The organism is Thermocladium modestius (assembly GCF_055398215.1).
On record NZ_AP043731.1, the window covers coordinates 69630 to 89907 of the forward strand.

Annotated in this window: 22 protein-coding genes; 9 read left to right on the forward strand and 13 right to left on the reverse strand. The window is 50.1% G+C overall.

Annotation, left to right across the window (positions count from 1 at the left end; all coding sequences use genetic code 11):
- Positions 1-10: 10 nt before the first annotated feature.
- The 6 genes from ACZ5ZS_RS00345 to ACZ5ZS_RS00370 all read right to left on the reverse strand — a co-directional run bounded on the left by ACZ5ZS_RS00345 (position 11) and on the right by ACZ5ZS_RS00370 (position 5260).
- Positions 11-1750, reverse strand: a complete 1740-nt coding sequence (locus ACZ5ZS_RS00345; protein WP_188595917.1) for a hypothetical protein — start codon at positions 1748-1750, stop codon at positions 11-13.
- 229 nt (positions 1751-1979) lie between these two features.
- A complete protein-coding gene (locus ACZ5ZS_RS00350) occupies positions 1980-2570 on the reverse strand; it encodes a MarC family protein (protein ID WP_188595918.1) in 591 nt (196 codons plus the stop codon).
- Positions 2571-2607: 37 nt separating this feature from the next.
- Positions 2608-3300, reverse strand: a complete 693-nt coding sequence (locus ACZ5ZS_RS00355) for an HAD family hydrolase (protein WP_188595919.1) — start codon at positions 3298-3300, stop codon at positions 2608-2610.
- 141 nt (positions 3301-3441) lie between these two features.
- The gene (locus tag ACZ5ZS_RS00360) at positions 3442-3906 is read right to left on the reverse strand and encodes a hypothetical protein (protein ID WP_188595920.1); all 465 of its coding nucleotides are present in this window, start codon (positions 3904-3906) and stop codon (positions 3442-3444) included.
- Between the two features lie 88 nt (positions 3907-3994).
- Complete coding sequence (locus tag ACZ5ZS_RS00365) at positions 3995-4642, reverse strand: TIGR00296 family protein (protein ID WP_188595921.1); 648 nt, start codon at positions 4640-4642, stop codon at positions 3995-3997.
- A 51-nt stretch (positions 4643-4693) separates the two neighbouring features.
- Positions 4694-5260, reverse strand: coding sequence for a KH domain-containing protein (locus tag ACZ5ZS_RS00370; protein ID WP_188595922.1), 567 nt, complete (start codon positions 5258-5260; stop codon positions 4694-4696).
- 136 nt (positions 5261-5396) lie between these two features.
- Here ACZ5ZS_RS00370 and ACZ5ZS_RS00375 point away from each other — a divergent pair, with 136 nt between their 5' ends.
- Positions 5397-6500 carry a DNA primase gene (locus ACZ5ZS_RS00375; protein ID WP_229657636.1) on the forward strand — a complete coding sequence of 368 codons (1104 nt, stop codon included), beginning with the start codon at positions 5397-5399 and terminating at the stop codon, positions 6498-6500.
- Between the two features lie 122 nt (positions 6501-6622).
- On the opposite strand, the gene ACZ5ZS_RS00380 is transcribed toward ACZ5ZS_RS00375, so the two are convergent.
- A complete protein-coding gene (locus ACZ5ZS_RS00380) occupies positions 6623-7840 on the reverse strand; it encodes an MFS transporter (protein WP_188595923.1) in 1218 nt (405 codons plus the stop codon).
- Between the two features lie 473 nt (positions 7841-8313).
- On the opposite strand from ACZ5ZS_RS00380, the gene ACZ5ZS_RS00385 reads away from it, so the two are divergent.
- Positions 8314-9645: an MFS transporter gene (locus ACZ5ZS_RS00385; RefSeq protein ID WP_188595924.1), complete on the forward strand. Its 1332-nt coding sequence runs from the start codon at positions 8314-8316 to the stop codon at positions 9643-9645.
- Positions 9646-9688: 43 nt separating this feature from the next.
- On the opposite strand, the gene ACZ5ZS_RS00390 is transcribed toward ACZ5ZS_RS00385, so the two are convergent.
- Both ACZ5ZS_RS00390 and ACZ5ZS_RS00395 read right to left on the reverse strand, forming a co-directional pair.
- Positions 9689-10051, reverse strand: a complete 363-nt coding sequence (locus ACZ5ZS_RS00390) for a roadblock/LC7 domain-containing protein (protein ID WP_188595925.1) — start codon at positions 10049-10051, stop codon at positions 9689-9691.
- 55 nt (positions 10052-10106) lie between these two features.
- Positions 10107-11324 carry a M50 family metallopeptidase gene (locus ACZ5ZS_RS00395; protein WP_188595926.1) on the reverse strand — a complete coding sequence of 406 codons (1218 nt, stop codon included), beginning with the start codon at positions 11322-11324 and terminating at the stop codon, positions 10107-10109.
- A 329-nt stretch (positions 11325-11653) separates the two neighbouring features.
- Here ACZ5ZS_RS00395 and ACZ5ZS_RS00400 point away from each other — a divergent pair, with 329 nt between their 5' ends.
- The 3 genes from ACZ5ZS_RS00400 (at position 11654) to ACZ5ZS_RS00410 (ending at position 13641) form a co-directional block, all read left to right on the forward strand.
- Complete coding sequence (locus ACZ5ZS_RS00400; protein WP_188595927.1) at positions 11654-12697, forward strand: DUF2208 family protein; 1044 nt, start codon at positions 11654-11656, stop codon at positions 12695-12697.
- Between the two features lie 273 nt (positions 12698-12970).
- Positions 12971-13339, forward strand: coding sequence for a HEPN domain-containing protein (locus ACZ5ZS_RS00405; protein WP_188595929.1), 369 nt, complete (start codon positions 12971-12973; stop codon positions 13337-13339).
- Positions 13324-13641: a nucleotidyltransferase domain-containing protein gene (locus ACZ5ZS_RS00410; RefSeq protein ID WP_162508484.1), complete on the forward strand. Its 318-nt coding sequence runs from the start codon at positions 13324-13326 to the stop codon at positions 13639-13641. The genes ACZ5ZS_RS00405 and ACZ5ZS_RS00410 overlap by 16 nt, the downstream gene beginning before the upstream one ends.
- 100 nt (positions 13642-13741) lie before the next feature.
- Here the strand turns inward: ACZ5ZS_RS00410 and ACZ5ZS_RS00415 are convergent, their stop codons facing one another.
- From ACZ5ZS_RS00415 to ACZ5ZS_RS00425, 3 genes are all read right to left on the reverse strand, one after another.
- On the reverse strand, positions 13742-14605 hold the full coding sequence (locus ACZ5ZS_RS00415) for an NMD3-related protein (RefSeq protein ID WP_188595930.1): 864 nt from the start codon (positions 14603-14605) through the stop codon (positions 13742-13744).
- Between the two features lie 5 nt (positions 14606-14610).
- A complete protein-coding gene (locus tag ACZ5ZS_RS00420; protein WP_188595931.1) occupies positions 14611-15024 on the reverse strand; it encodes a translation initiation factor IF-2 subunit beta in 414 nt (137 codons plus the stop codon).
- A gap of 198 nt (positions 15025-15222) precedes the next feature.
- A complete protein-coding gene (locus ACZ5ZS_RS00425) occupies positions 15223-15516 on the reverse strand; it encodes a hypothetical protein (protein WP_188595932.1) in 294 nt (97 codons plus the stop codon).
- A gap of 77 nt (positions 15517-15593) precedes the next feature.
- On the opposite strand from ACZ5ZS_RS00425, the gene ACZ5ZS_RS00430 reads away from it, so the two are divergent.
- Positions 15594-16136 carry a signal peptidase I gene (locus ACZ5ZS_RS00430; protein ID WP_188595933.1) on the forward strand — a complete coding sequence of 181 codons (543 nt, stop codon included), beginning with the start codon at positions 15594-15596 and terminating at the stop codon, positions 16134-16136.
- A complete protein-coding gene (locus tag ACZ5ZS_RS00435; protein WP_188595934.1) occupies positions 16066-16608 on the forward strand; it encodes a GNAT family N-acetyltransferase in 543 nt (180 codons plus the stop codon). Before ACZ5ZS_RS00430 ends, ACZ5ZS_RS00435 begins: the two co-directional genes overlap by 71 nt.
- 380 nt (positions 16609-16988) lie before the next feature.
- Here the strand turns inward: ACZ5ZS_RS00435 and ACZ5ZS_RS00440 are convergent, their stop codons facing one another.
- A complete protein-coding gene (locus ACZ5ZS_RS00440; protein ID WP_464858364.1) occupies positions 16989-17141 on the reverse strand; it encodes a hypothetical protein in 153 nt (50 codons plus the stop codon).
- Between the two features lie 509 nt (positions 17142-17650).
- Here ACZ5ZS_RS00440 and ACZ5ZS_RS00445 point away from each other — a divergent pair.
- Both ACZ5ZS_RS00445 and ACZ5ZS_RS00450 read left to right on the forward strand, forming a co-directional pair.
- Positions 17651-18694 (forward strand): TrmB family transcriptional regulator, encoded by a 1044-nt coding sequence (locus ACZ5ZS_RS00445; RefSeq protein WP_188595936.1) that lies wholly within the window; start codon positions 17651-17653, stop codon positions 18692-18694.
- Positions 18695-18905: 211 nt separating this feature from the next.
- Positions 18906-20276 carry an extracellular solute-binding protein gene (locus ACZ5ZS_RS00450; protein WP_188596020.1) on the forward strand — a complete coding sequence of 457 codons (1371 nt, stop codon included), beginning with the start codon at positions 18906-18908 and terminating at the stop codon, positions 20274-20276.
- Positions 20277-20278 lie beyond the last annotated feature (2 nt).

Consider the following 20278-nt stretch of genomic DNA (forward strand, 5'->3'; position numbering starts at 1 on the left):
ACAAACCCCATCAACTCCAACACTGCCTCCCCAACAAGTAATACAGGTAGTAATTGCTCCCGTTAATCACAACGCCCATGGGCCAACTATACTCAGAGCCGCTGGACGCCTCCAAGGCCGGGGTCCCCACGAACGACACGTAGAAGCCCCAAACAGAGCTTGAGCCAGCGCCTACCTGCATAACGTAGTCCTGATACACGGTGGACGAGGAACTCCCCAAGTGATTCAGGAGATAGGACGCGGCGAAGCCAAGAAACGGGCCAACCACGCCCGGCGCACCCGCCATCCCAGCCATCAAGTCAGCTAGGACTCCCCCCACGTCAACCGCCCAGCCCGGGACGCCGGGCTTATAGGTAGTCAACGCGCCCTGGAGGTTATAAGCCACGACGCTGGGGGAGATGCTGCTGGGGCTGGGGGCGTCGCCGCACTCGGGGACCTCCACTACCTGATTAATCGCTGGGTTGTAGTAGTAGGACTGGGCGTCGAGCACCGTGAACGCCCTTCCAGCCAACCCCTCCCCCCTCAGCAGGGATAGGGTTTTGGTCACGGTGCCGTTCCCCAAGTCAATGTATGGGTACAGGTGGAGGTAGCCGGGGGTGTAGGAGGTGATGTCCAGCACCATGGTGCCGTTCGCCACGTATACGGGCTCGCACTCCTCCCCAGAGGGGCCGGGCTGGAACACGCATGAGTAGAATGTGGGCGCGGCCACGTAACCCCGAGCAGCCAAGAACAACGCACCAGAGCCAGGGACTGAATATAGGTAGCTCGCGGGGCAGGAAATGGAGATGGAAGAACCATGATGGACATATACTCCACCCAATACACCGCAATCAAGCCAAGGCCATGATTCGATCTCCATGTTTGCCTGCTGAGGAAAGGACCAAGTAGGGCCGCTCGACGCCACAGAAACAACATAATCCCCACTCACATTATAAACAGAATAAGAAGCATAAAAACCACTACCAGCCTCAGCATAACTACCGCCAGTCATTACTATCCCTATTTGGGATACCCCGGAATTCCATGTGTTTTTGCTCCAGGCGATGAAGGCTAGGGGTATTGGGCCCTCAAACTCATAACAGCTCTCCAACTGCCAAGCACCAGGGACCCCGGGCGGGTTAGCCACCACGCCGCCGCTCCCCATGCACGAACCCACGTAGGAGTAACCATACGGATCGGAGCCGGTGGGATTGAGGGGGCGGTTAATTGAGGGGGAGGGGGCGGTGGGGCTGGGATTGAGGGGGAGGGGCCTCGCCCCGGTTAGGTTCACCACGGCCACTATGGAGACCCGGCCCAACTCCACCCACCCCGGCCTGTAGGGTATGGCCAGCGCCACGAACCTCATGGTCCCGGTAGAGTTATCCACGTAGGTCACGAATGCAAGGAGCGAGGGCTCCCCCCTCCCGCCTGCGCCCCACGCCCTAGCCGCCTCCTCTATGGGGGTCGCCGTTAATCTAGCCGTCGCCGCGCCGTAGCCGCGGTAATACCCGGCTGGGTATATGCTTGTGGGCGTGTAGGCGAATAGGCTGACTATGAGGGGGACTGGGCGTGAGTCCACGTAGCCCCTTACAGTGAGCACGGGGGTTCCCACCGCGTTGTAGTAATTTATTTGGTAGCCCCTCCCGGAGATTTGGGCTAGGGGCTTGGGTTGGGGGGTGAGGAGGGATGCGATTATCAGCGTGGCGGCGAGCGCCGCCAACGTGGTTGGGGTTGTGGAGGGGCCTCGCCGGCGTGAGTTTGATGGGGGCATGCCGGGCTTGGTGGGGGGTCTTCTATTTAAGCAGTGTACTTGGTCTGCCGCGCAGACTGTGGGCATTAAGTCTAAACGGGGGGCTTGGTGCGTATTCTTCGCGTTCCTTGGGAGGAGCGGGTCCTCCACCGCTCAGGAATAAACCGCTCCCCTAGTTCTTTACAGCTTCATATCCATTATTTAAGAAACGTCGATGCCCTCCCTCAAACCTTGAAGAGTCGCTTAACCATCAAATCACGTGTGTTACGCCTTCCACTATTAATTGAATTGCCCAGGACGCTATTATTAAGCTGAAGAATCTCCCCACCATCTTCAACATGCTTTGACCCATTATCTTGACCAGTATGGTTGAGTACCTGACGGTCATGTACGTGATAGCGGAGGCGATCGCTATTCCCAATATTACCACAGCCGCGGAATAATACGTCATGTATATCATTGCAGCGGTTATCGCGCCTGGCCCCACCAGGAGAGGAGTCACTATTGGAACTAGGATGTAATCATCGGGGTTTATGGGAACCGTGCTGGACGTCCCTCCCCTCAGTATATCTATTGCAACGACGAGCAGAATTATGCCGCCCGCTATCTTGAAGTCATTTATGTTTATGCCGAAGGCCGACAATATGTAGGGACCCAGCAATGCAAATATTAACAGAATCACCGGGACAGCTATTCCTATTAATCTACTGATGCTTCTCACTCGCTTATCGTAATCAGGCACATTGAATAACAGGGGAACGGCTCCTATAGGATCTATCACTGCTATCAATTGAACCGCCACCGAAATAGTATCTATGACCAATCCATAAGTGCCGTCCACATCACGGTAGAGATGGATCGGTTAAAATCGGTATCGCTCATGAACCCCAGATGGAATCCATTAACTCCACCAGCTCGCCCAAGTCGTTCACCACATAATCGGGTTGAGGAACCGGCACTGCGCGGTCCCTATTGACGAAAGCCATCCTAATCCGGCTCAGCTTGCTTCCAACAGCATCCTCTGGAAGACCGCTTACTATTAGGGAGCTTTCCAAATCAGCTCCTGCCTTCGCTAAGGCGACTTGGAATATCTTCATGCTGGGCTTACCCACCCCCGTCAGATCCGGGCTGATCACCCCCTTGAAGTACCTCAACAAGCCGTGCTTCAACAATATCTTCTTCGCAATATCATTATCCAGGTTAGTCAATATGTATAGCTGAACTCCTCTATCCATCAATGCATCCAATGCGCTCCTCACATCATCATAGATGTTGGCGGCATCCATCATTGAATTGACCACTGAGTTGCTCCAATAGCTCAGCTCGCGAGGACCTATGCTTATAGATCGATTCCTCAACATGGACGCGACCACGTCCTTGGCAAATTGCCGCAGTGACCTATACGTTCCCTTGCTTATAGACTCGCCGTACATAGCTTCCCATTTACTCCTGAACTCAGCTGTTAGATCAGCCTTTATGCCCAGGCCGCGGCTAAGCATGTAGCTGGCCTCCTCCTCGAAGCCTTTGAGGTATACCATCGTCTTCAATACCTCCATGAACAGAGTCTTCATTAACTGATTATAGCTCCGGGTCACAATATAAATCTGTCCGCACGCAGCCTTTACCAAGGCTAATATTATCCAGTCCGCCAAGCTGTTCGGATGAGGCGGGTCGACCGCAACTGGCCGGCTTGGACTGGGCAGGATTACTAGTTATGTATTCATCTCCATAACTATCAATCGACGCCCATCTTGGCCTGGCAATATGAATGTCATCTTATACGGATCGCCGAAGAAGATGGCGGAGACATCATCGCCCAAATGTATCTCCCCATCTATGCCGTGAACCGAGCAGAACTCGCAGCTCTTTATCAGGGACGCCACCGTTCTTATTGCGCTGGATATATCGCCTCCCTTCTTCTTCATGGATAAATACATTGCAAAATGATCTTCATGCGCGTGCACGTGGACGGCGGCTCCCACCTCGCTCTCCAGTTCCTTTCCAATGTCGTTCATCTCGTTGGTCAGCTTCTGAGCCGCATCCCCCTCCTCCTCGCTGGGAGCCACGGCTATATTCATAAGTACCTCCAGATCATCGTTCTGACCTATTCTCCTCAATTCATCGCTGAGTTTACGCCACTCCTCTAGGCCCAGCCGTATCTGTTTGACGTCGAACATAGCATTGATCAATCAATATGCGGGTTTTTAAAGCTGTCCTTAAAGCCCCTCAGCCGCGTAATGGATCTCGCAGCGAATTCACTTCATTCTATTTACTACCGCACCTCCTCAATTCACGTATCAAATCGCGCTCCTCAACATCTCCCCGTGGAATTGTCTCCCTGAATATCTGGGCCTCGTACAAATATATCTCTACCCCATCCTCTATCCAGCAATCGGGCGGCATGGATGCCTTAACGCATGCCTCATTTAAGAAGGTCATGGAGTCCCAACAATACTCCACCGGCACTTGTGGAAGTAGAAGACCGCCGCTGAATCCGTGCTGTATCACTAAGCCATGCCTCCCCACCTCTATATGGCTTGGCAGGTCCCTGGGATGAACATCTATCCGCTCTAGGGGGCTCAACACGCTTACCTCGAATGTCACTCCATTTAACTCCTCCTGCCTTAACGGCGTGAACCTGGGATCATCGAACGCGGCTGCCAATGCGCTATCTATTGTTGCCTTAGCGGTGTTCACCTTACCCCTTGGATAGCCTATGCATCCCCTCAATTCCCTTTCTCCATCTATAAATGAATCTATCGTGGTGAACACGCCGTAATTGTCCTGTAAGAGTCTCTGCGGCACGTCGCTGGGCACTTCAATTACTTTCCTGGTTTTTATGAATTCCTCCACGGCTAATCTAGCCAATCTTACCAAGTACTTTCCCTCATCCATCCCATACGGCCTAAACATGCTGGTCCAAGCACAGTAGGGATTAATATGCCTTAGGCCTTGAGACCCAGATCAACGGAGGTATCCCTCCTCATCTATCTCGTTTATGAACTTGCTCCTCTGCCGCTCGGCTCTCCAGGACTGGAGCCACTTATAGACTGTGGAGTGCTGGCGGCCCGCCAGCAGCATATCTATCGCCGTCCTGGCAGCCTCCACGTTTTCGAACCTGCCGATTATATATATCATGGAGCTCTTCACGCTTATCTTGGTTTCAGTCAATTCCTCAATATTCCTCTTCGCCTTCCCATTCTCTCCTATTATCAATCCCCTCAACTGATTCATCCTGCTCGGCTTTCCCTTGTCGGCATAATCCAATATATTCACTTGATCCATCAAGTAATCCCTATCCTCCAACATCAACGCATCGTCCACGGAGAATCCCGCGGCAACGGCCTCGACCATCCTCTTAGATATCATGACGTCATCGAACGTAGCCCCCTCTTGCGGCAGCAGAGTGATAAAACCATCGCCGCGCTTAATGATTACTCTATGGGATTCAGCCAGCACCCTCTCCAGATCTTGGGGCGGCATCTCGTCAACGAGCACATTAATGCCTCCCTTCAAGTAATCGCTGAGCATACACCATCGCTGCCCGGGGCATTTTAATACCTTTTGCATCATTGAAGGCCCCTAACATGGATCCATTCACGATATAGCAATAATATTGTTGAACTCACGTCTAACGCTTAATAATTCCGGCCGTAGTTTATACAACGTGTTGCCCGCATGCGTTTCGGAGGACTTAGATGCATTCATAGCCAAGTACCCCTTCACGGAGGAGGCAATACGTAGGCTGGATAAGGTAGGAATTAAAATAGAGGACTTAACCAAGCCGGATGCGAAGGACTTGGTGGATGGAGCGGTACAGTTTCTGGGCGATCTATTATCGAGGGGAGAGCGGGCGAGGGAACCGGCTACGAGTGATGCCGTCAATGCCGTGTTGCTCCACTTAATAGCAATGGCCGCTGCCGCTCATTTGAACCCACGGGCTTGGCGTAGGATAGCCGATGCGGAGAGCAAGCTGTTCTCCAGCAAATTGAGCAGGGAGGAGCCGGCGTGCATAATGTACATCGCCAGGGAATTCAACTTGCAGGTGAAACCCACAGGTAACGTTGTTTACGGCAACTTGGCCCGCCTATTCGACTTCGGGATCAACGTGTGGGATTATCTAAGAACCATGCCTAGAAACGACCCGTATTGGTCGCTTGGATCGAGGCCTTTAGTCAAGGGATACGTGCTGGTGAGAAGGGGGGATTTGGTTAGGCTCGTGGAGGAGGCGGTGGAGGCGCGAGTCATGAATATCATCAAGTCATTCAGCGAGGAGAAGGATATAATAGCCAAGATAATAGAGCCGGCCAAGGACGCGCTGGCCAATCTACAAGAGCGGACCAACATAAAATACGAGCCGGCCAACGTGAAGGTAACAACGCTGTACCCACCCTGCATTGATAGCATCATGAAGGAGATGAAGGGAGGCGGGAATCCCAGCCACATGGCCAGATTCGCGTATGCCGCATTTATGATAAATGCATTAACCGATTACGAAGGTTTAAGCATTGAAGAAGCGGTGGAGCGGGTAGTGGATGACTTCAAGCCAGTGGCGGACTTCAATGAGAGGATAACTAGGTACCAAGTGGAGCACATAGCGGGGGCCAGGGGAGGTAGAAATAAGTACTTGCCACCATCATGCCAAGAAATGAACTCCCTCGGCCTATGCCCAACAAACCTGGGATGCGGAACCAGGAACCCTCTTCAATACTACGCCAAGTCAAGGAAAACAATGCAAGCTAGACAGAAAGAAAGAAACAGCTCCTCCTAACCCCGCTAGGCATTACCGTAGATAATCGCTCAAAAAATTGGAGGAGGGGATGGTCAACCCATCACAAGGAGGCTTGTCGATCGCATTATGATGAAAATAAACCCAGCCCCTCAGGATGAAGGTCAGATAGACTTACTGGGGATCGCCAGCCCGTGTCTCTTCATGACTATAATGGCCGTGGCCATCACCATAATTATGGCTGGCATAATGAATAGATTTAACGCATTTAATTTATACGTGATTCCCGCCAAGTAACTGCCAATGGATTGGCCAATTAATTGAAATATTATCAATAGCCCCACCGCATTACCCCTGCCCTCGGCCTTCACCACGTCCCCCACATCGCTTTGAATCGACGTGGTTAGGAGCTGAAGCCCCACCTGGAAAACCACCAAGTATAACGAGATTATCAAGCCATTCGGGATCAAGCCGAAGATGTTGGCTACAGCCATGACCGCCGCGCCAACGATAAGGAGAATGCGCCTAATTCTATCGACGTACAGTGTCATTATTAAGCCCACCACCAAGTAAGCCGCATTGGCGGCAGCCACCATGGTTCCCCAAGCCACCGTGCTCAAGTTCAGCCTGTAGATCACATACACTGGAACCAACGTGCTGGCAGGAGCCGAGGCGATCGATGCCAAGAACATCACGACCAGGAGGAACTTGGCCTCGCTGGGTAACCTGGATGTTGACGTCCTTAAATCATATGACCGCAATAACTCCCTAGGAGAGGGCGGGGACGGCTTTATAGCGGTCAACGTCTCCTTCAGGTATCGCTGCCTTATTATTCCCACCACAAATGAGACGGCGGTCGACGCCAAGTAAGCCATTCTAATGCCCAGCAACCCGTATCTCCCGATCAATGCCCCGCCGATTGGCGGCAATACCACCACGGGGAGCTGGGGCAGCACGGATACCATTAACACGCCGCTTGCCCTCTTATTGGAGGGCAGGGAATCCAACACTGTGGACATAAGGGCTGGCTGGTAGAACGCCATTGCCGAGTTTATCACATAAACCGCCAGCAATGTCTGCCAATTAGGCGCAATCACGTAGAGCGATGTAGTTGCAGCTATGCCCCACGTGCCTATTATTATGGATTGACGCCGCCCTATGGTATCGGTAAGAAGGCTTCCTGGAATTATGGTTATTAACTGAGCCAGCATACCGAGGGAATATATCGCACCAATCATCACGGAGCTTGCTCCCAGCATCTTCATGTAAATGGATAGGTATGGATTGGTTATCGCCGATCCAATCCCGTAAAGCAGCCACGATAACAACATGACGCCCACATTCCCGCTGAAGTAGACTGAGGCGACTCGAAAGCCCTTCATCCCTACCTTATTGGACCGGGAATTGACCGGTTTAAGTATATTGCCTTAATAATGATTATTGATTCCAACCTCCTCCCCTCCCTTAAGGGGTTCTCCCGAGGCCTAGGGCTTCGCCCCCTCACGGGCGCTGCCCCATTGCGACCCACAGTAAATGATGGTGGCTACCTCATAGCGGCTACAACCCCCCACGACCCCCTCACCACGTTCAAGGCACTGTTCAAATGTAATAGAAGGAATTGATGGGTACAACATGGCATTATCACCATTCACTTCGATATAATTATGATCAATTTATATCTAGGTTTATATGGATAAAAGTAAAACGTTCATTTAATATAAGTCAAGTATATTTTTACTAATATCGTTACAATATTCCATATATATCAAAATAGCATTTCGATAACTATGGTTCGACCACATACGTAAAAATAAATAAATATTGTTTAAAAAATTGGAAATATAAATGTTTTTTAATGGATAAATCCATATACTCCCAGAAATGGACGAGGGAAGCCAAGGAAGCCTTGGTTAGCCAATTCTTCGGCTTCATGCTCGATGCATACGATTTGCTGTTCGTCACTGCAATGACCACCATACTGGCCGGCGTCCTGCTCCCACCCCACTTAAGCGGCATTTTGAAGTATTACTATACGCTGTTTGGATATGCCTTCACATTGATTGGAAGGCCGCTGGGCAGCGCTATCTTCGGAAACCTAGGCGATAGGTTGGGACGCAGGGATACCCTCCTAATAACTATAACCGGCTTCTCAATAATGAGCGCGTTGACGGCTGCCCTGCCCACGTATGCAGAAATAGGGATAGCTGCATTCATAATATTCCTAGTCCTCAGGTTCGTGCAAGGCACCTTCATAGGAGGAGAGTATGCAGCTGGCCATCCATTCGCAATAGAATACGCGCCAACCAAATGGAGGGGGCTGGCCAGCGGCATAGCTCAGGGAGCCTTCTCGTGGGGAGTCGCGTTGGGCGGCTTCGTAGTTGCGCTGTTCGTCGATGCCCTGGGCATACCAGCAATGAAGGCATACGGCTGGAGATACGTGTTCCTCACAGGATTGATACCGGCAGCCGTGGCGGTGATAATAAGGCTGACAATGAAGGACTCCCCCATATTCGTAGAGGCCAAGCAGAAGAATCAATTGGAGAGGATACCGTTCTTCAGCATATTTAAGCCACCCACCCTGTGGACCTTCCTGCAAGTGTTCGTGTTGATGACTGGGCTATTCTTCAGCTCGTACTCCCTATTCGACTACGCCACGGGCATACTTACCGGCGCTGGATTAAGCGAGGGCGCTGCATCGTATTATTACGCCATATCTGGTGTCTTCGCAGCCATAGCTGCCACATTATGGGGCCTATCAGCCGATTTCATGGGTAGAAAGAAGGCATTCCTGATCAGCGCAATAGTATCTGTAATAATGGCGGTTCCATCCTTCTATATATGGTACTTGGGCGCCGCCACCCACAGCTCCGGCCTCCTATACCTGGGTTCCCTATTCGCCGGATGGTTCACTCAATGGCCATGGGGACTCGTTCCCGTATACCTATCAGAGCGCTTCGGAACCGCGAGAAGGGCGAGCGGAGTGGGCTTCGGATATAGCTCTGGCCTATTCATAACAGCATGGATGCCCCTATACTCAATACCGCTATACTCCGTCTTTAAGCCAATAGAGGGAAGCAATATATGGTTCACAGCGGCCTTCTTCTTGATATTGGCTGGAATACTTTACGGCATAGCCGCCGCGATAGGACCAGAGACCAAGGGAATAGATCTAAGCCAAATAAAGTGAATCATCTCAAATCATTAATCTCAAATTATTGTATTGAATCATATCAAAATGGATCTTGATTTATCAAATATAGAAGTAGATTGGTATCCGCATCTACCGCTGCCTTTATTATTATGATGAGGTCACCTTTCCTACGCAGAAGTATTTGGGAGTTAGATGTTAGTATGGTTAGCGATTCGACGTCGCCGCCCATATTTGCTGCCTTCAAATTCTTATTTACGTCGCTTATTATCGATGCTATGAATGCGCTCACCATCTTGCTATTGATGTTATCCATAGACCCCCTTCCTTGAATAGCTATTGGAAAGCCATTGGATGTGGCCAGCCCCACTAGCTCAATATCGCTTACGTTATTCATCAATTCATCAATGTAATTCTTTATGCTGCCGCTGAAGGAGCCTTGCATCGCTTCTATTTCAATCGCCTTAAATTTAAATTTTTCTAGTAATTTATGCTCATTTTCATGGAGCGACGAGCTGCCATAACCCCGTGGATATACTTATATATATGGTAAGGATTATCAAGCCCCACACAACGATGCTCAACACCTCGGTCACCAGCATCGCTCTCCTCTCCCCAGCGAATCTGGCCAGCAGCGAGTATATGAATTGACCGCCATCCAATGGAAACGCCGGCATTGAATTCAGCAGCACCAACGTGACGTTCAACGTCCAGAACCAGTATAGGAAGTTATAGAACTCCCTGTTTTGAACCATTACTCCAATGAAGGGAAAGCCCGGCGCATTCGGGTCGCTTGCCAACGTAATTAAATGATTCGATATAACCCCATTGCTCAGCGTGGTCAATATCAAGTGCTCTCCCGGCTTGGCTCCTTCAAGCAAGTAAAGGAGGGAGTAGGTGGATTGAACTGCCGTTCCATTGGCGTATAGAAGGACGCTGCCGTTCACTATTCCGGCTTGATAGGCTGGGTAGCCCTTTATCACGCCCGCTATCACGACTCCCCCGATGTAGTTTATCAAGCCGGGAAGGTTAGCGATCAGAAGCAGCCCAACCGCTAAGTAGGCAAGTAGTAGGTTGGCGAAAACGCCGCCGCCATAAACCGTCAATAATTGCGGCAGGGATAGTTTTTCCTTCATTTCCTTCTCGTCCAGCTCGACGAATCCGCCGTAAAGCAGGAAAAGGGATAGGAAGGCGCCGCCCGACTTGACCCTTGATTTGAATCTTATCGCCAATGCGCCGTGGCTGAATTCATGTACCAGTATGCCGATGCCTATCGCTATCAATACATACATGAAGGTATAGAGGTCTATCGTAACACCGGGTATCAGGGGAGCCAGTGGGACGAATTTATGCGTGACCAGCGAGGTAGGTGACGATGTCTTAACTGTCAACAAGGCATATACGTTATTGCCCAGTATCCTGAAGAAGGAGGGGAAGGAGAAGCCTGGAACGCCCACTATTTGGAGGGGGGCCGGCACTAAGTATACCATGGATGATAGGAACACGCCTATTATCAATACCTCCAGCACCCATTCTGGCACCTTCGAAAGCAGTTTGGCGAATGGCTCTATTGCTTGATGAACGTTCTCCCCCCTGACCAATATGGCCAATCCATAATATATCTTGACCAACTTCAATCTATTTTTAAAGGGATAAAGCATGCCCACTATAATGAACCATGCTATGAATAGCCAAAGTATGGACGGTATTGCCTGCACTGCCCTCACCCCCATATTAAGGAACCGCTCGTCGAACGAGATGAGAGATCAACATGCGATTCCTCTTCATGGCCTTCAACCATCTGCCCCAAGATAGACATCGCCTCTCCCCTATTAATGTCGATTTAAATGTTTCCGCTCGAGCAGTTGGGGGACACAATAATGGCGGCTGCTTAACGTGATCCAAAACCATGCCTCTGCCCTGCCTCCATATAACCTTTAAGTATGGAGGGACATAGCTGCTGCACAGCAATTTGAGGTCATTATGGATAAAAACGTATATATCTTCTGGGAAAAGTTTATTATTTCATCGTTTTATGAGTTAATTAATGTCAATGGCAATGCAGTCCGGGCCCGTTAAGTACTTGTTCTGGGTAGCAGCGCCCATAGCCTTCGCCGCGGCCGCCGCTTGGGGGGAGGTGGCGCACAATAGTTGGCTATCAATAGGGGTATTCGTGGGGTACTTGGTGATAGTGTTCGGCGCTATGATAGCGATGAGTTACCGGACGTATAGGTCCAACGCCGCCGAGATAGAGAAGTACAAGAAGCAGTCCGCTTTAGGCAAGCTGGATCCCGACGAGATAAGGAAGGCAATGGAGCGCGACTCGGAGCTACAGAAGGAGTATTCCCAAATGTCGAAGGGCATGTTCAAGAACATGTTCATACTGCTTGCGCTGCTCTTGGTGATAATTTTCATCTATCCGACGCTTCTCTCCACGGTGGTTAACAAGTTCATATCAGCAATAATAACGGACTACGCGGCTGGCTTAGCTACCTTCTATAGGAGCTTCCTTTCATACTTCTTCGGGTACCTGGTTCTATTCGGGGTCTGGTTCCTCGTATTCTACGTGCTCTCCAGAGCCTTGAAACTGCCATTCGCTGGTCAATCAGCCAATCCAATGGGTAATCTACCCATGATACCGAGCAAGGGAGTAATTTTCTATAGGGATGCATTCATATTGGATGGATCGTACATAATGAGGACGCCCATGGCGGTGAAGAAGGTATTGATAAATGAGAGAAGGCGGTTCGTAGAGATAGAGCTGGAACAGGGACCCAAGGATAAGAAAAGGAATCCCATGACCATGCCCTACCAAAGAATACGGCTGTACACAAAGTCGCCGAGGGAGTTATGGAATAAGGTGCTCTCCAAGTATTTCCAGCAGGCGTCTGTGGAGACAATAGAAAGACCGCAGGAAGCCGTCGTGGAGGAGCAAGCCAGGGATGGAGCTGAGCTGCAGGACAAGTCGCAAGGCAAGAATGGCGAGAATCGTTATGTCTGCCCATACTGTGGATCCCCTATAATGGAGGGCTGGGAGTACTGCCCCAAGTGCGGTAGGAAAATACCATGGGACAAGTTAAGGGAGGATTAAAACCAATAGCAAAGCATCACAACAACAAGGAGAGAAGCGAGTCCCTCGCCCTGAAGGGAGCCTCCTTGAGCAATCCCCCTCCCCCAATCCCCGCCGCGTGGCCGGCGTTACGGAAGAAACCCTCGGCCGAGGCCGGGCAGTAAAGTCGCTAGAGGCCGGGCCTAATTATTGGTAATTCTTACATAAACATTGTGCAATGTATGGTCAATGCATCTCATGTCTTTCGCAATTCTGTTAGCAAAGCTTTAATAACGTAGCTTCAGCGCAAATATGGTGAGCGGCGAGCTTTATCGCGAAATGGTGGATAGGGCTAGGCATTTTCTAAAGATATCCGACATCGACGCCGGCGAGGACAGGTTCGACATCTCCCTTTTCCACCTTGAGCAGTCCATGCAGTTATCCCTTAAGGCTTATTTGTTGAGGGAGAAGGGTGATTTCCCGAGAACCCATGGACTTCACGATCTGATAGAGCTGAGCGGGAATGATTGCGTTAAGAAGTTGGCCGAGGAAAAATGGTACATAATTGACATACTGGAGGATGCATACATAGGATCCAGGTACTTGGTCAGGAGATATGGACGGCGAGAGTACATAGAAGCACTTCGATTCGTGGAGGAGGTGATTAAGTGCTTGAATCTGTGAAGCTCTGGGAGAGGAAGAACGAGGATTATAGGAGGAATAGATCAACATACCTTGCAGAGATAAAAAGAATAGCTGAAGCCCATGGAGGAAAAGCATACTTATTTGGATCCGAGGCTAAAGGGGAAGCAATAGCGGCGAGCGATGTGGATATACTGGTTGAGATACCGGACCAGGAGGATAGGTTGATGGTGCTTTTGGAGTTGAGGAAATCCATTAGAAACACGAAGTTCGAGTTTCACATATTGAATGAGACGGATGCGGCCATATTCAAGCGATTAATAAAGTACTACGTGGAAATTTAATCGAGGAGAAGCAGGACGTGTGGGTTGGGCACGTTGTACCGCGTGTCCAATTTATGGTAACGAATACTATTATGACATGCATGCTGAGCTCATGTTTACTTCATTGATTGCTCATTATGACTCTCCTTCCAATTAATTTATCGAAGCTCATGGAGACGCTGTTTCCCTTCTCATCAAGCAAGCCAACGGAGTTGTTCCTGACATCCTTGACCACGTATTTCGCTCCATCTATCAATACCTCATCGTTTCGCCTCAGATTTATCAACCTCACGGAGAAAATGATCTTGTATATGTGCTTGCCATCCTTTACGCCCACCACCTTCTCCGTCTCCACCACCCTGCTTGGAAATGATCTGTGGATTGCCATAACTATGGACTTAGCTATGTTAGCATTGGTTAGCCTGATGTCAATGCCTCCCTCCACTTCTTTTGCATCTATTATCGCGCCCCTCTGCACCTCATCGCTTTTCGCGAGGGTGATCCTTATCACGCTCTCCAGTGCAGTCCTTAAATCCCCATCTATGGGTCGCCCCAATTTCCTGACCTGAATCACGGCGGCCTCTCGCTCGGAGTAGACGTACCTGCAGGTGGGGCATAAATCAAGGACGACATTTAGCGGCACTATGGCTTCCTCCCCCACCTCGCCTAGGGACTCATGGATCTTTCCCCTTGCCCTCACTCTGACCGACATCGTAGTCAGTGGATTGCCCATCACGTCCATCTCAACGCCGGTTATGGAGCCATTGAATTTCACGGCGGCCTGAACGGCCTTCCTAGCCACTTGCTTCCAATCTCTTACCCACCTTCCCCTCTGGTAGGCCGATAGGCATGACTTGCAGACCAGTAACTTAACCGGTCCCTCCACGGATATCAATCTATGTCTCTCTGAGTAGCATGAGGGGCACATGCCCTCTATCAACACATCCGTTTCCCTACCGCAGATGGGGCAAACCTTGCTTGGCATATCGCCTAGCCCACTCCCTTCCTGGGGGTGTTGGCTCCACACGCCGTACAGTGCAGTATGTATATCCTGCCCTCCTTTATGAGCTCCGTATCTATGGAGTTGCAGACCGGGCAAACCACGTAGAACTTAATGTACCTCTCATACACCAGCTCCACGGTTCTGGGATTCCTCTCCGCGTATATAACGAACGAGTTGCCCTCTATGGCCCCCGGCACCGCCATTTCTTTCAGGAAGAATCTAACCATATGGGACGGGTCGCGCCTCAGCCGAGAGGCCACGTCCAGGAAGTTCCTTATAATGGTCCTCTTAGGCGCGGTCTCAATGACTAGCCTAGGCAACTCGGATCTCTGTTGGGCACGGGGGGTTATCACGGAGTAGGCCCTGTCCAGCAATTTTCTGTAAAGCGAGTCTTGATCCATCCATGGAACCTCGACAGGTGCTGCTTAAAAAGATTTGCATAGAGAAGCCATATAGCAAGTAACTAGGTCTCCTTGTATAGCGAATATCTCCAAAATAAAGCCCTTAATTCCCATAAAATACTGGACCCGCCGACTCCGTGCGACCGCCGCAGTTATCTTCGAGCGGCAGAGGACACCGCTTGAACGAAGGGTAGCTCGCTAGCGGGTCTTCCCCTTTGACTTGCCCGCGCCTCCCTTGCCGGTGGTTTTTCCCCTTTTCTTGTCGATGGGTTGTATAATCGTTTCATATGCGACGTTGACTCCCACGAATACCACGGTGGCCACCACGGCTATCGTCGTGGCATTTATCAATGGATTTATGTTAGTTCCGAACGTGTAGTGGCCCGCTATTAGGTATGTTAACCAAGCCAGTAGCCCTATCATTAATCCTCCATATCCATAATTGATTAACTTCACGGCCTCCCGCCACTTTGCTGCGTCGAATACATCCATGGCTACGGCAAGCCATGCTCCGTTTTAAACTTTCCCGCCCATGAAAACTTTTTAAGCGAGGCGAGCCGCTGAGAGCAATGAAGTTGGCATTGATGATTATAATTATAGCGCTGAGCTCTGCATCAATTATTTTGGCCAGCAGCGGCGGTGGTTTCATAACTCCCTGGGCAGCGGTGGGTAGCTTTAGCATGGAGCCTACGATGGAGGTCGGCACCCTAGTCATTCTCTGCCCCGTCCACTTCAACTCCCTTCTGGGCAACATAGTGGTTTATTTCCATGATGGGGAATACATAGTTCACAGGGTAATATACGTTGGGAACGGTTACGTGGAGACCAAGGGAGATGCGAATCCCGTTAGGGATCCTTGGACCACGCCATTCAATGAAGTAGATGGGGAGGTGTGTCTGGCCATACCCTACTGGGGATTGTTTAGCTTGATGATAAGGAACGCGGCCACTCTGGTTATTTTCGTCGTGTTAACTATTGCCCTCTACTCCGTTCTAGCCGCTCTGGAGAGTTCTTTAAAAAGAGAAGTGACGACATCAAGGCATGGGAGAGGTCACGGAAAAGCTGGAGGGCGAGGAGGAGATAACAGCAAAGGACGGAAAGACAAAGTATAGCCTGCGGGAGTTCTCGTTGAAGGACCTTCAACAAGTCACCCACATAAACAGGGCGGTGCTGCCCGAGAATTACCCTGATTTCTTCTTCGTGGAGCATCACATGAATTTCCCGAAATCATTCATAGTGGCGGAGCTGGGTGGGAAGGTGGTTGGATACGTAATGACCAGGGTGGAGTTCGGCTGGTCCAATTTGAGGCGCGGCGGGGTGGCCAGAAAGGGCCATATAGTTTCCATCGGTGTACTGCCCGAGGCGCGGCGATTGGGAGTGGCCTATAATTTAATGATACGATCCATGCGAGCCATGAAGAGGTTCTACAATGCATCAGAGGTGTATCTGGAGGTGAGGATATCAAATACCCCCGCGATAAATCTATACACTAAACTGGGCTATAAGGTTGTCTCCACGTTGAGGGGGTACTACCAGGACGGAGAGGATGCCTACATAATGGCTAGGACGCTCAGCGATTATTGACAGGCCTGAGCATGAAGTGCCTCCTCCGATCCTGGGGCCAAACCACTATAATCGATTCCCTAGTCCCTTTCCCTCGATAAAGAACCCATCCTCCACTGCTACCGAATGCTTACCATGAATGTGCCAGCCACTTCACTTTACAACCACTGAACCAATTAACCTAGAATAAGGAGACAATATCATCTTTCATCCGATTATCCTCATTGTGTATCGCGGAATTACAGCAATATTTATATATGCGTTACCAAAAATTGGACACGCAAATCTAGCGCCTAAACAGCAACCATTCATAAGGAGACGACACGCCGTAGAATGCGGCCAACAGGCTAATGGACCGTGACTGTCCTCTGGACCGCGTCCTAGTGGGACATTGCTGACCATCAAGGCATGGAGTTAAGGAAGTGGTACATAGCTGACCTCCTCCCCGTCTTTAGGGGGTTCTCCGAGACCTCAGGGATTACGCCCTTCACCGGTGCTATTCCGTCGTGGTCTACTATGAAGGAGAGGAGCTTCTTTATGATGCTTACAATCATCCATAATGTCCCTGTACTTCTTGTAGTGCTTGACCCGCGTTCCTTTGAAGTCCACCTTCTCCCCGTAGAAGAATTGCTTTCTCTCCTTAAGTTAATATCTCATTGAATAGCTTGGCAGAGACACTCGCTAGTTTTAGATCTTTCTACGCTGAAGACCGTTTGATAGGAGATGGATCACATTCGCCCTTGCGTTTGTGCGCTCTGCTTCGTGGACGCCCTCCCTTGGTATTGCGGGGGGTAATCGGCCCCGCTCCCCATTTACCCACACTGAAGGGGCGAGGTTTGTCGTTCACTTAATCATGAAGATGGCCCTTCCAGGCAAGAGGATATTTATTGTCGACATTTGCTATGTCCTCAATATGAGTTACCTAACCCGAAAGGCAAGGCTCTAGGCATTCTTTTATGGAGGCGGGGAAGAGTATAATGGAGAATTCACCTCTCTAGGGCGAGGGTAATAATGAATCGCAAATACTTAAACGCATTTATAGGATCTGCTGAGGTCGATCTAGATGAGTAGAGATTACTTGCTGGATGTATTAACCATGTTGGGATTAACTAATAGGGAGGCGGAGGTGTTTCTAGCAATAGCAGCCCGAGGCGAGGCGAGCGTTAAGGATTTGCTGGAATCAGTGGACATACATCAACCCCAGCTATACAATATACTCTCCAGCCTACTTAGGCGGGGCTTCATCAGGGTATCCGGCACCAGGCCCAAGGTGTACATAGCTTACGACTTGTCAACAATAATAGAAACCCACGTTTCCACGCTTCTTTCCATAAAGGAGTCGGTTAAGGGGGTTGGACAGAGCCAACGTGGTGGTTCCCAAATATCCATTTCATATGGCATGAACGGCATAAATAATGGTGTTGTTGACGTGGTCTCCAATGCCAAGACAGAGCTGTACGGCGAGCTTCCTCAGTGGATGCTTAGGAGCAACATTAGATTATTTATGGATGCATTGAACAGGGGAGTCAATTTGTACCTGTTGATCTACCCAGGTATAGATAATGACTGCTTGAGCTCAATGAGGAAGTACGGCGATTTGGTCAGGGCTAGGACTGCCAAGCTGGGGGACTTCCTATTGCTTGTGGCCGATTTCGAGAGGGGGATATATGCAAGTAGGAGAGCTATAATGAATAGATCGAGCGCATCATTTGGATATCTAATACAAGACATCGATATAATAGCTAGGTTCCTCGATATATTCAGCTCCACTTGGAGTAAGTCCAGCGATGCGCTGCGAGCAGATCCGGAGAAGAGCAGATATCCACGCAGGTATCTCAATGCCCACTTTGCGTCGCTGGATCTCAAGGAACTTCTTGGCCGCGGCCATAGACCTTTAATAACCGTGAGGGGGATTGATATACGTAGGGGGGAACCTATAGAGGTGAGGGGGGTGGTTTCCTCGGTTGAATCATTCAATAGGGTTTCCAGCATAATTATGGAGAGCGATGGAAGGAGGTACTCAATAGGGGGATACGATGCTGAGATAGAGGACATAGAGGCACGTGAGGTAATAATTGAGGCAATGGATGCCGATCCTCCCCGGTAAAATAAGGCGGTTATAAACCTCACCCTTCAGGTCCAAGAAAGGAACGAGCAGCGTCTCGGTGTTTTCCTACTTGCCTTACCGTTTTTCCAAGGCTTTTTGCTTGATGGACTTTAGCGAATATGGGATTAATGAATTAATTATACTATAATTCTATAGTATAATCAGTAAAGCTTAAATATCCCCAAAGTTATTCTTAGCAGAGGTGATAAAAATGGGCAACAAACATGCCTTGGGGCGTTTGGCATGGGTAATAATAGGTCTTGTAATAATTATAGCAATTGGAGTTGGTATATATATTACATATAAACCATCACCATCTATTTCCACTACATCTTCGTCCACTCCTACCACGTCATCATCGAGTGCCACCGTTCAACCAACAACTAACGTAACCATAACGTTCGCCGGATGGGTCTCCAGCGGGGCCGAGTATGAGTTCGACATGCAGATGGTTAATGAGTTCAATCAAGAGCACCCTGGCATACACGTGGTCTTCACACCAATAACCAGTAATTACTACTCCACGCTGGCCACCAGGCTGGCCACGGGCACCGGTCCGTCTGTGTTCTACATGGAGAACACGGAGCTCCCCAGGTTCGCGGCGGCTGGGTATTTGGCCAATCTTAGTGCCTTGGCCGATTACCCCGGCTATAATCTATCCGATTTCATACCAAACATGTTGAAGACCTTCTATTACAAGGGAACTCTCTACGCTGTGCCAAAGGACTGGGGGGTTCTGGGGGTTTACTATAACAAGAAGCTCCTACAGATGGCAGGGCTCCCGGACCCACCGGCTAATTGGAACTGGACCACCTTCATGTACTACTTGGCGACGCTCAAGGCTAAATTGCCCTCAGGCTACTATCCAATGACTGTGACCCCATCGTGGGCCCGCATTTTGGCATTTATCCACGAGGCCGGCGGCGATTGGGTGAACCAGGAAGGCACGGGAACCCCCGCCAATACAACCCCGATATATGATGGACTCGCGTTCTGGTATAATCTATATAATAAGGGATATGCCGTCTTGGCATCCGATCTATCGGCTGGATGGAATGGGGGCGACTTCGCCTTGGGCAAGGTGGCCATGGTTGTGAGCGGGACGTGGACTATACCAGTGCTGGAGAGCAATAGCTCTCAGGTACCGCCTGGGGAGTGGGGCGTTCAATGGATGCCCTCCGACGCGCAGAGAGGCACCATGATGTTCGTTGTGGGCCTAGCCGTTAACTCACACCTAAGTCCCGCACAGATGAAGGCCGCAATAGAGTTCGTCGCATGGTTCACAAGCAAGAATGGCGAGTTCACCTGGGTCATGAAGGGACTCGCCCTGCCGGCTAGATTATCAATACTCCACAACTCCACCTACATAAATGCCAATCCAGCCGCCGCTTACTTGGCGGAACAATACCCGTTCGCGTATGGTTGGGCGTACAATACCACCAACTGGGATGCAATGCATACGGATATTCATAACGTGGTCGGCAATTTGTTCTCCGGAACAATAAATCTCAATGAGGCTTATCAAGAAATAGTGAACGATACTAATCTATGCCTAAGCGGCCAATGCCCCACCAACGGCTGATC

Coding starts and splice junctions, on each gene's coding strand:
- ACZ5ZS_RS00390 (WP_188595925.1), bottom strand. CDS start 10,051: ATGCAAGGCTCCTTCAGCGGCAGCATAAAGAATTACATTGATGAATTG.
- ACZ5ZS_RS00360 (WP_188595920.1), bottom strand. CDS start 3,906: ATGTTCGACGTCAAACAGATACGGCTGGGCCTAGAGGAGTGGCGTAAA.
- ACZ5ZS_RS00355 (WP_188595919.1), bottom strand. CDS start 3,300: ATGAAGACTCTGTTCATGGAGGTATTGAAGACGATGGTATACCTCAAA.
- ACZ5ZS_RS00430 (WP_188595933.1), top strand. CDS start 15,594: ATGAAGTTGGCATTGATGATTATAATTATAGCGCTGAGCTCTGCATCA.
- ACZ5ZS_RS00435 (WP_188595934.1), top strand. CDS start 16,066: ATGGGAGAGGTCACGGAAAAGCTGGAGGGCGAGGAGGAGATAACAGCA.
- ACZ5ZS_RS00440 (WP_464858364.1), bottom strand. CDS start 17,141: ATGATTGTAAGCATCATAAAGAAGCTCCTCTCCTTCATAGTAGACCAC.
- ACZ5ZS_RS00380 (WP_188595923.1), bottom strand. CDS start 7,840: ATGAAGGGCTTTCGAGTCGCCTCAGTCTACTTCAGCGGGAATGTGGGC.
- ACZ5ZS_RS00400 (WP_188595927.1), top strand. CDS start 11,654: ATGTCAATGGCAATGCAGTCCGGGCCCGTTAAGTACTTGTTCTGGGTA.
- ACZ5ZS_RS00425 (WP_188595932.1), bottom strand. CDS start 15,516: ATGGATGTATTCGACGCAGCAAAGTGGCGGGAGGCCGTGAAGTTAATC.
- ACZ5ZS_RS00415 (WP_188595930.1), bottom strand. CDS start 14,605: ATGCCAAGCAAGGTTTGCCCCATCTGCGGTAGGGAAACGGATGTGTTG.
- ACZ5ZS_RS00420 (WP_188595931.1), bottom strand. CDS start 15,024: ATGGATCAAGACTCGCTTTACAGAAAATTGCTGGACAGGGCCTACTCC.
- ACZ5ZS_RS00450 (WP_188596020.1), top strand. CDS start 18,906: ATGGGCAACAAACATGCCTTGGGGCGTTTGGCATGGGTAATAATAGGT.
- ACZ5ZS_RS00365 (WP_188595921.1), bottom strand. CDS start 4,642: ATGTTTAGGCCGTATGGGATGGATGAGGGAAAGTACTTGGTAAGATTG.
- ACZ5ZS_RS00370 (WP_188595922.1), bottom strand. CDS start 5,260: ATGCTCAGCGATTACTTGAAGGGAGGCATTAATGTGCTCGTTGACGAG.
- ACZ5ZS_RS00445 (WP_188595936.1), top strand. CDS start 17,651: ATGAGTAGAGATTACTTGCTGGATGTATTAACCATGTTGGGATTAACT.
- ACZ5ZS_RS00385 (WP_188595924.1), top strand. CDS start 8,314: ATGGATAAATCCATATACTCCCAGAAATGGACGAGGGAAGCCAAGGAA.
- ACZ5ZS_RS00345 (WP_188595917.1), bottom strand. CDS start 1,750: ATGCCCCCATCAAACTCACGCCGGCGAGGCCCCTCCACAACCCCAACC.